Source organism: uncultured Faecalicoccus sp. (assembly GCF_944325745.1).
Lineage (GTDB): Bacteria > Bacillota_I > Bacilli_A > Erysipelotrichales > Erysipelotrichaceae > Faecalicoccus.
The window spans coordinates 19,862-30,335 of sequence record NZ_CALVBG010000012.1; the positions used below are offsets into that span (position 1 = coordinate 19,862).

Consider the following 10,474-nt stretch of genomic DNA (forward strand, 5'->3'; position numbering starts at 1 on the left):
GAACACACAATTGTGCATGATACAGAAAGGAAAGCGATTTGTAAAGCTTTTTTAAAATTTCACAATTTTCACACAATTTATCCCTTTATCCTTTACTTAAAGGCTAATTTTAGCTTTTATTTAGAGATTTTCTCCCACATTTTGCCCAAAAAACAAAAAAGATCGCATCAAAAATGACACGATCTTCACCTTTATTTGAGCTTGTCAAGAATGCTGTGGCCAATGGTGTTTGCCGGCATATCCAAGCCAAAATTATCAAGGATCGTAGCGCCGATGACCGCAAATGTCTTTTCATCTTCCAAGACACCTTGTTCTTTCATGCTTGGAGAAACCATCATCAAAGGCACCATCTCGCGGGTATGATCCGTTCCTTTATAAGTCGGGTCGTTCCCATGATCGGCTGTGATCATCACCAGATCATCCGGACGCAATTTCTTCAATAATTGTCCTAATAAGGCATCAAAACGTTCCAGTTCTTCTGCATAGCCAATCGGATTGCGGCGATGTCCCCACAAAGCATCAAAATCAACGAGATTGACAAAACAAAGTCCTGTGAAATCTTGATCCGCAATCTCTAATGTTTGTTCCATTCCATGCACGCTGCTTTTGGATTTATGCGCTTGCGTAATACCTTCTCCGTCAAAGATATCACGAATCTTTCCGACACTGATCACCTCATAGCCATGGTCTTTCAGCACATTCAAAGCGGTCGTTCCATAAGGCTTCAGGGCATAGTCATGACGGTTGGACGTACGAACGAATTCGCCTTTTTTCTTTCCTGTATAAGGTCTTGCGATGACTCGCCCGACCTTCCATTCCGGCCGCATCGTCAATTCACGGGCCGCTTCACAATAGCGATATAAGGTGTCCACACCCATCGTTTCTTCATTTCCGCAGATCTGCAAAACCGAATCCGCCGAAGTATAAACGATCAGATCGCCGTGTTCGATTTCCTGTTCGGCCAGTTCGTCCAAGATCTCGGTCCCGCTGGCGGCTTTGTTTCCAATGATCTTACGGCCGTCGCAACGCTGGCTGAGCTCATCCAGCAGCTCTTGAGGAAAGCCCGTTTCTGTAAAGGTTTGAAACGGCGTTGTGATATGCAGTCCCATCATCTCCCAATGACCGGTCATCGTATCTTTTCCGGCACTGGCTTCTTGAAGACGTACGGCATAGCCATGCGTCTGGGTCGGCTTTTGGATCCCGATATTTCCCAATCCCAAGGAAAGCATATTGGGAATATGAAGATCCGGTTTCTTTTCTAAGATATGTCCGAAAGTGTTGGCTCCTTCATCATCGAACTGTGCCGCATCCGGAGCGTGTCCAATTCCAAAGGAATCAACAACGATCGTAAAGATTCTTTTATATTTCATAGGTTTACCTCATGATGGCCGCTTCCAGAGCCACTTCCATCATCTGTGAGAAAGAAGTCTGGCGCTCCATCGCACTGGCATGCTCATCCGTTACCAGAGAATCGGAGATCGTCAAAAGGCAGGCGGCATTCTTTCCTAAGATCTTCGCATTGTGGAATAAAGCATAGCTTTCCATTTCCACACAGACACAGCCCTGTTCCTGATAAAAATCATTATGATCGGGAACATTGTCCTCATGATAGAAGACGTCGCTTGAATGAATTCGTTTTTCCAATACCGGAATATTTAATTTCGCGGCGGCTTGTTTGATAGTCTCATTCAGATCCTGGCTCGGATATTGAATGTTTCCTTCTTGTCCTGCCTGCGCCAAGGCGAAAGTGGACTCGCTCCAGCAGCTGTCGGCCAAAACCAGATCAAACAGATGCAGTTCTTGGGTATAGGCTCCGGCGCTGCCGATACGGATGATGTTTTCAACTCCGTATTCTTTAAACAATTCGTAAGAATAAATGCCCATGCTTGGCATTCCCATACCGCTGGCCATTACGGAGATCCGCTTTCCTTTATAATCTCCGGTATACCCATACATTCCGCGAACCGAGTTAAACTGTACAAAATCCGTCAGATACGTTTCAGCGATATGTTTGGCCCGCAAGGGATCTCCTGGCATCAAGACCGTTTTGGCAATATCTCCCAGATTGGCATTATTATGTGCTGTCGGCATTTTCATTCCTCCTTATAATATTATTGAAAAACTAGTTCCGAAAAAAACTTTTGTAGACACTTTAGACAAATTTGGATCATCAATCCCATACAAAGGATCGCCAGTAAAGTTCCCAGCGCAAAATGAGCGCCTAACAATACACCCAGCAACGCAAACAAAACATCAGCCGTTGTTCGGATCGGCCCGACCGGCTTATCCAATTTTTTGCTTAGGGTGAAGACCAAGGCTTCATAGGCTCCTTTGCCATAATCGGCCAAGGCATAGAAAGCAACCCCAAAAGCCAAGATCGCAAAGCCTACGATCATCATCAAGATCCGCCCCATCATCGGCAAGCCATGAAAATCTAAAAAAGCTAAGCTGTCCGTTGCCAAGGCAATGACGATCGGGTTCAAGATGCTTCCGACATGGATCTGCTTGCGGTCGATAAAGAAGATTCCCGCCAAGATCACGGCACACACTAAGAGATTTGCTTGCCCGACCGTAATATGCAAAGTATCAGCGATCCCGATCCAAAACAGCGTCATCGGATCACTTCCCAGATCGACGGCAATCGTAATTGCAATCCCGATTCCGGAAATCAAGGATCCTAAAACAACAAGTCCTATTTTTTTATAATTCATCACATCCACCTTTCTTTGTGAAAAAAGATACCGCAAAGATTTTCTTTACAGTATCTTTTAGGGTTACGGTAGCTTTTTACAAGCTCAGTTTACTAAAGTCAGGGATGCGACTCAAATAATCGTTTTCCTATCCAAGCGGAAGGTTATTTCGCATGTTTCCAAAGGACATCCAAAGTGACTTCGATCATTTCATCAAAGCCCGATTGTCTTTCTTCTGTGCTCAATTTTTCTTTTAACAGCGAATGATCGCTGACCGTTAAGATCGTTGCCGCTTTTTTGTGAGCCACGGCGGCATTGTGCAGCAAGGCAAAGCTTTCCATGTCCACCGCAAGGCACTTTTTCTCTTCACAGATCAGCTGTTTATCTTCTTTTTTCTTGTAGTAGAAACAATCACTTGTATGCAGTCGGCCTTTTTTGTGTGCCAATTGTTTTTGTTGGGCACTTTCCCATAGATCGGCCCACAATTCCGGATCGGGATAAACAATATCGTCCGTACTGCCGCTATAAATATTGGCATAAGCAGACTGGCTCCAGCAGGAATCCGGGATAAACAGATCTTTTAAGGCCAGATCCATCGTATACGCTCCGCATGAACCTGTGCGGATGATGATGTCTACGTCGTATTTATTGAAAAGCTCATGCGAGTAGATTCCCATAGATCCGCAGCCCATCCCGCTGGCCATTACGGTGATGCGCTTGCAGCGATACGATCCTGTATACGCAAACATTCCGCGAACATCATTGATCAAAGCCGGATCTTGTAAATACTTTTCGGCAATATATCTGGCGCGCAAAGGGTCTCCCGGCATCAATACCACAGAAGCGACTTCTTCTTTTGAAGCCTTATTATGTACCGTTGCCATTACCACTGCCAGCCGTTGAACGTAAATGTCGTTTCGGCTACATCATTAGGATCGTATTCTTCCAAGATCTTGGCATAACGCTCTTTATAGTCGTTATCCACCTTCGCTTGCGGGATCACGATGCTGGCTTCGTTCAAGAAATGGAACGAATCTCTTCCCATCGCTTTTCCTCTTTGCGTATGTTTATCCAAGGCAACATCCGGTACTTCTGGATATTGTCCCATCGCAAAACTCTTGATACAGATATTCTTCAACAGATCGCTGGAACGATCTTTTTCACTTTCGCACATATAACGAATCGCATGGATAAAGAAGATCGTACGATCGTTGTCCGCATAGTCAAAATTCAAACGGGCCTGAGCCAGTGCGTTGACCACAACGATGGCCATCGGATTTCCCATTCCGATATCTTCTACGGAGATCGTAATCAGACGACGCCACATTTTTTCTTCTAACTGCGGAGAAGAAATATACAGTTCATAGGCAAATTTACATGCCTCTTCTTCTTTTCCCCGGCGAATACATTTCTGTAAAGAACTGATCACTTCGTCGCAGGCATACCCATTGCGGGTCGTGATCTTCGACCATGGATCATAGGCTTGTTTTCCCATACATCATTCTCCTTTTTGGGCTTGTAATTGGCGATAGATCTCCATGATCTCCATCACCAGCACTTTGATTGTTTCACAGCTCATAAACTGATCTTCCGCATGGAGCACCAACATCGATACTTGAGGCGTATTTTCGGTTGCCTCTTTTTGCAGGAGCTGCAAATGCGTGTCGTGGGCTGTCCGCAACACTTCATCTCCTTGTTTGATTTGTTCCATCGCTTGATCAAATTGTCCTTGACGGGCTAAATGAGCCGCTTCAATATAAGTTGACTTGGCAACTCCGGAATAAGCGATGATCTGCATCGCAACTTCCGACAATTTTTCAAGATCTAACATAAAACTCTTATCCTTTTAATGCTTTTGCTTGTTCGTAAGCTGCTTTTCCATCTGCCATGGCATAGACACGCATATCTACACAGGCAGTTGGCATTTTGACTTTGTTTTTTACATCATCTAAGGCATAACGAATCTGAGGTGCCAACAGGCAAACGTCCCATTTTCCAGCTTCGTCGCCAGCCGCTGCCGAGCTGACAGCCTGTACCGTTGCCTCTTCTCCAATACTTTTGGCATATTCACCAATCTTTTTGACCAGGATCGAGCTAGACATCCCGGCATTGCACACAACTAAGATCTTCATACGTTTTTCCTCCTTTAAATGATCTGTACGATACGCTCCAGATAATCAATCAGTTCGCCTTCATTATGCATTCCGCAAAGGATCCCGACCAATCGGCTGGAGGCAGCCACTTTGTTGATCAAATCATAGACATGGATCATCTCTTTATAGATCCTGGGCTCATGAGCCCCCACAAATACGACACGAATAGGATTGCCGGCGATCTTGGCATGCCCTCGGACAACCCCCACACAAACACCATTTTTGATGGCTTTATTTTCTAATGGATGGGCAAAGAAGACGCCATTTTCAATATGGGTCTGATAGATCTGTTCCCGCTGCAGCGTGGCAACCGAAAACGCATCCGCATCCAATATATTCCCATTATCCATCAAGCGTCTTGAACACCTTTGAATGATCTGGGCAAAGGATGGTTCCCCGTCAAAAAACAAGACCGCATTCCGATTGAAAACCTTGTGAAAGACGTCTTCACTGGAAGTCACAGTCACCATCTTCACAATGAAAGATTCCAGACGCTTTCGCTCCGCCGTCCCCGGCAGCTGTGTGATCTCAATCAAAGGAACCGAAATCTTTTTATCAATGGTCCGATCAGAAATCACCAGATCCACTGGATGCGATTCTAATTCTTCTTCCAATCGATACATCGGGATCTGCGTCACGATATCGATTCTTGAACCAAATTCCTGATTGAGCCAAACATGGAGCATATTCGCAAAGCTTTGCGATGTACCGCTGACCAAGATCGTTTTCACTCTGGCGTTCTGGGCTTTTAAAAACGGCATCACATACATCGTCAAAAATGAGATCTCATCTTCGCTTAGATAAAGCCCATACCGATCGTGAATGATCGGTACGATCAACATTGTGATCTCATACGCAAATGCATACTTGACCTTGACCTCTTTTAACAGCGGGTTGGAGAGCTGATAATCCATCAACAAGCGCTTGATCGTAAACTGAAGATGGATCTTGAAGTTCTCAAACAAAGAGGGGATCGTTGTGAAATCCATATTGTATTTGGCCAGCATCTCTTTGGTGAAAAGATCTACGATCTCTTCTACTTCTGAGCCGGAGATCACACCTTCTTGATTGCTGTAGAACCCTAAGGTCTCGATATAATTCTGAAGAAGATGACAATCGCTTTGCGTAAGATTAAATCTTAAATCCCGAAACAGACTCGTTAACAGCTGGCTCAATTTTTCATTGGGATTGAACAATTCCACATTTCTTTCCAATTGATAGCCGCCCTCGGATCGAAGCATCGTGAAAAAGATCATCCAGGCGATCACAAAGACGATCTGATCCGATAAAACAATCGAATTACTGCGACAATAGGCGCTGATATAGTCAACAATATCGTTGAGTTCTTCCATATCAGCGCTTTCGCGAATCATTTGATAAAGATGGATATCCACCAAACGATTGGTCAGATAAATTTCTTCTTTGATCAAGCGATAGACCAGAGTTCGAATTTCGATTTCTTTGGGTTGTAAGATCATTTTCCCGTTTTCCAGAGATAAGGCATCAAAATGATATTTCTCATCGAGATAATGGATCATCCCCGTCAGATCTTTATAGACCGTTTGTTCAGAGACATAGAGCTCGTCGGCCATTTCTCCCAGATCCTTCGCATGGCAATTCATCAATTTTCCTAAAATGAAGTATTTTCGCTGCTTGGATGAAGTGGCGACCTGTTTGGGATTCAAGGCATCCATCGTTTTAAGAACCTCTTTGATTCGATTGATGTTCTCCTGCATGATAAAGTATCCTGTCCGCTTACTGGACTGGATCGAACACTGACTGTTTTTCAACGCCAGGTTGATTCCCGCGATATCATTGCGGATCGTTCGCGTACTGACTTTTAAAGTCTTGGCGATCTCATTGGCATAGATCCCCCGATCATGTTCTACGATGATTTTCACCACTTTTTTCTGGCGATCTGTTAACATCGTCATCCCTCTTTCAAATCTCTTGACCAAAAGTTGGATCCTTCGATCCAACTCTTATGATTCATTCTTTGTTTTTATTATAACAAGATTTGAAAATTTAAGCTTGTTCAATTTTTGCTTTTGCTTCCGCTTCGGCAGCTTCTAATTCTTTGGCTTCTGCTTCTTTTTCTTTGCGCAGTTCATCGGCTTCCATCGCTTTAAAGAACGGATAGTAGAACAGTCCCATCAAGCAGACATTAAAGATTGCCAAAACCGCAGCCTTCCAATCCATTGTCAACAAGAATGCCTGGAATCCCGGAGGCAAGAAACCTGGTGCTTCCCCTAATGGCAAAGATACTAATCCGGTTGCCATCGCTTCATAAGAAATGACAGAAACAATAACTGGACCCAATACAAATGGGATCAACATAAATGGATTCATGATCACCGGCAAACCAAAGATGATCGGTTCATTGATTCCGAAGAAAGAAGGAACGATTCCTACTTTTCCGATCGAGCTCAAAGATTTTGCCTTCGAACGGCACATCATGATCACCAACAGAAGCGTCATACCCGAACCGGTAACCTGTAAGAAACCAAAATAGAAACCATAAGTAAAGATATGTTCAGGAGCTACCCCGGCAGCAACGGCCGCAGCATTTTCAGCGGCATAAGTGATCGCAAATGGTGCCCAAACACTCTGGGTAATGGCAGCTCCATGCAGGCCGAACACCCATAAAAGCTGTGTCAGGAAGATAATGATCGCAACGGCCCATACAGAATCCATAGATGAGATCGCTGGTGCCAATAAGCTGATAATGATCTTCGGGAATGTCGTTCCGGCATAGGTTGTACACAATAAAGCAACGGCACAAGCCAATACCACGTTGAACGCAAATGGAATCAAAGAAGAGAAGCTTTCCGAAACCATAGGAGGTACACTTTCCGGCATACGGATCGTCAAGTTGTATTTTTCAAAGATACGAGTGATCTCTACAACCAAAAGTCCTCCGATGATGCTGACAAAGAGACCTTCAGAACCCAATGAAGTAATATCAAAGATCATGCTGTTTTCAGGATCGACATTCACACAAAGCACTACCTGAACCAATACCGCCATGATCCCTAACATACTTGGGGATTTCATGTTGTAACGTTTTGCTAAAGACTCGGCAATAAAAAAAGCAGAAAACAATGACATAATGTTAGTCGTAAAATAAGTGGGAAAGTTAAAGATGAGGATGTGATCATTGACCCAGGCTCCAAAACCTCCACCAAACAGGTTTCCTAAACCAACAGGGATCATACAGAAAGATCCGATAATAATGATCGGAATGATCGCAACCACACCATCTTTCACAGATTGCAGATGTCTTTGTTGTTCTAATTTCTGTGCAATCGGGAACAACCATTTCTGCAATGCATTTTGAATCGCTTGCATTTTCAAATTCTCCTTTCTTACTAAGCTCATAATGTCATGGCATTTTGATTGTAAGCGGTTTACACCTCCCTTCACAAATAATCATTTTCCCGTGCCTTAGGAAATCAAAGAAATCGTCAAACTGATACGATCCGTGATACAATACAATCGTAATAATATGAGGTGAGACAAATGAATCAATATGATATCCTGATCGTCGGAGCCGGCCCAGGCGGAATCTTCTCTGCGTATGAGGCCATCCGTAAAAAACCAAGTTTAAAAATCGGGGTCTTTGAAACCGGACATCCCCTTGAAAAAAGAAAATGTCCCATCGATGGAAAACGCATCAAATCTTGTATCAATTGTCCCGTCTGCTCGATCATGAACGGATTTGGAGGCGCCGGTGCGTTTAGCGATGGAAAATATAACATTACCAACGAGTTCGGAGGAAACCTATATGAATATATAGGAAAAGAACAAGCCATCGAATTGATGGAATATGTCGATACGATCAATGTATCCCATGGCGGACAAAACACACGTCTGTTTAAGAATAACAATTCTTCGATTCGTAAAAAGTGTTTAAGAAATGATCTGCATTTATTAGATGCCTCGGTTCGGCATTTAGGAACCGATATCAACTATATCGTTTTGGAAAACTTGTATAACGAATTAAAAGAAAAAGTGGATTTCCATTTCGATACGCCCATCGAAGCCGTTGAAAAAATCGAAGGCGGTTATCAGATCACTTCGGCAGCCCATCAAACGTATACCGGTACGTACTGCATCATCTCCACCGGACGTTCCGGCAGTCAGTGGATGAAAAACATCTGTGATTCTCTCGGCATCCAAACCGAAAGCAACCGTGTCGATATCGGTGTGCGTGTCGAACTGCCTTATGATGTATTCAGTGAATTGACCGATGAACTCTACGAAAGCAAGATCGTTTATCGTACCGAAAAATTCCAGGATCTCGTTCGTACTTTCTGCATGAATCCGCGCGGTGTCGTCGTTAACGAAAACACCAATGGGATCGTCACTGTCAACGGGCACAGTTATGAAGATCCAGCCAAGTACACGAATAACACCAACTTCGCATTGTTGGTATCCAATCATTTCACCGAACCTTTTAAAGACAGCAACGGATACGGGGAAAGTATCGCCCGCTTATCCAATATGCTGGGCGGCGGCGTGATCGTGCAGCGCTTCGGGGATCTGATCCGCGGTCAAAGAAGTACACCTAGTCGTATCCGCGAAAGCTTTATCACACCAACCTTGAATGCGACTCCTGGAGATCTAAGCCTGGTGATCCCCAAACGTCAGATGGATGACATCATCGAAATGATCTACGCTCTGGATAAGATCGCACCGGGTACCGCAAACGATGATACTCTGTTGTATGGAGTCGAAGTCAAATTCTACAATATGCAAGTTCAATTGGATCAAAATCTGGAAACTTGTCATAAAAACTTATATGTGATCGGTGACTGCTCCGGTGTCACGCATTCCTTGAGCCATGCCAGCGCCAGCGGGATCTATGTTGCCCGCCACATCACTGACCAACTGGATTAAGCACTGCCTGCGGGCAGTCTTTTTCTTTCCTAAGACATGGGAAAATGTTTAGTTGAGACTCTGTTTTCCCCTTTCTATAATAAGACCAGAAATTAGGTCAATAGAAAGAAGGAAAACAGTATGAGTAAAGACTACAGTCTATGGGCCGAAGCCAAAACAAAACACGGTCTTCAAGTGGATGAAGTGGTTTCTGGTCTGCAAAAATCAATTCGCCGTTCTATGACAGAACTGGCATGTCGCTATGCATACGAACTGTATACAACCAGTCCGGTGCTGCTGGAAAAATTGTGGAGCCGTTTATTGACGATCTCCGTAGAAGATGTCGGTTTTGGAAACCTGGAGGCAGCCCGTCATATGTATGTATTGAACCAGATGCGTAAAGAATATGCATACGATGATCCGGATCAGCCGATGTATTTCATCCATGCGATCCGTATCTTGTGTTCTTGCGAAAAAGATCGCTCCAGCGACTTCTTGAAAAACATCGTGATCAAGACAGCTGCGATGGGAGAAGTTCCGGAAATCATCGATCTGGCTTTAGACAAACACACAAAACGCGGAAAAGAAATGGGTAGAGATTCAAAGCACTTCTTCAATGAAGCATGCAAAGTGATCCCACAGGCAAAAGTCGATAATGATTACCGCGAACGTTATGGAAAGATCTTGGAAACTTACGACCCGGAAAAAGTAGAAGAAGATGCTTTCCAATATGCGATTGGACGCGTATAATGC

At 44.1% G+C, this 10,474-nt stretch carries 11 protein-coding genes; 2 read left to right on the forward strand and 9 right to left on the reverse strand.

The window, feature by feature from the left end; genetic code table 11:
• Positions 1–191 precede the first annotated feature (191 nt).
• From Q0J48_RS02605 to Q0J48_RS02645, 9 genes are all read right to left on the reverse strand, one after another.
• Complete coding sequence (locus Q0J48_RS02605; protein WP_296241364.1) at positions 192–1,370, reverse strand: phosphopentomutase; 1,179 nt, start codon at positions 1,368–1,370, stop codon at positions 192–194.
• A gap of 4 nt (positions 1,371–1,374) precedes the next feature.
• Positions 1,375–2,091, reverse strand: coding sequence for a purine-nucleoside phosphorylase (deoD, locus tag Q0J48_RS02610; RefSeq protein ID WP_296241367.1), 717 nt, complete (start codon positions 2,089–2,091; stop codon positions 1,375–1,377).
• Positions 2,092–2,111: 20 nt separating this feature from the next.
• Complete coding sequence (locus Q0J48_RS02615; protein WP_296241370.1) at positions 2,112–2,711, reverse strand: hypothetical protein; 600 nt, start codon at positions 2,709–2,711, stop codon at positions 2,112–2,114.
• A gap of 143 nt (positions 2,712–2,854) precedes the next feature.
• On the reverse strand, positions 2,855–3,574 hold the full coding sequence (deoD, locus tag Q0J48_RS02620; RefSeq protein WP_296241372.1) for a purine-nucleoside phosphorylase: 720 nt from the start codon (positions 3,572–3,574) through the stop codon (positions 2,855–2,857).
• Entirely contained in the window at positions 3,574–4,185 is a 612-nt protein-coding gene (locus Q0J48_RS02625; RefSeq protein WP_183373942.1) for a hypothetical protein, read from the reverse strand. The genes deoD (Q0J48_RS02620) and Q0J48_RS02625 overlap by 1 nt, the downstream gene beginning before the upstream one ends.
• Before the next feature lie 3 nt (positions 4,186–4,188).
• On the reverse strand, positions 4,189–4,521 hold the full coding sequence (locus Q0J48_RS02630; protein ID WP_296241374.1) for a PTS lactose/cellobiose transporter subunit IIA: 333 nt from the start codon (positions 4,519–4,521) through the stop codon (positions 4,189–4,191).
• A gap of 7 nt (positions 4,522–4,528) precedes the next feature.
• Positions 4,529–4,822: a PTS sugar transporter subunit IIB gene (locus Q0J48_RS02635; RefSeq protein WP_183373946.1), complete on the reverse strand. Its 294-nt coding sequence runs from the start codon at positions 4,820–4,822 to the stop codon at positions 4,529–4,531.
• Positions 4,823–4,836: 14 nt separating this feature from the next.
• Positions 4,837–6,771 (reverse strand): PRD domain-containing protein, encoded by a 1,935-nt coding sequence (locus tag Q0J48_RS02640; protein ID WP_296241380.1) that lies wholly within the window; start codon positions 6,769–6,771, stop codon positions 4,837–4,839.
• A gap of 97 nt (positions 6,772–6,868) precedes the next feature.
• Positions 6,869–8,191 carry a PTS transporter subunit EIIC gene (locus Q0J48_RS02645; RefSeq protein WP_296241381.1) on the reverse strand — a complete coding sequence of 441 codons (1,323 nt, stop codon included), beginning with the start codon at positions 8,189–8,191 and terminating at the stop codon, positions 6,869–6,871.
• Between the two features lie 171 nt (positions 8,192–8,362).
• On the opposite strand from Q0J48_RS02645, the gene Q0J48_RS02650 reads away from it, so the two are divergent.
• Complete coding sequence (locus tag Q0J48_RS02650) at positions 8,363–9,742, forward strand: NAD(P)/FAD-dependent oxidoreductase (RefSeq protein ID WP_296241383.1); 1,380 nt, start codon at positions 8,363–8,365, stop codon at positions 9,740–9,742.
• A gap of 120 nt (positions 9,743–9,862) precedes the next feature.
• A complete protein-coding gene (locus Q0J48_RS02655) occupies positions 9,863–10,471 on the forward strand; it encodes a hypothetical protein (RefSeq protein ID WP_296241386.1) in 609 nt (202 codons plus the stop codon).
• Positions 10,472–10,474: the final 3 nt, after the last annotated feature.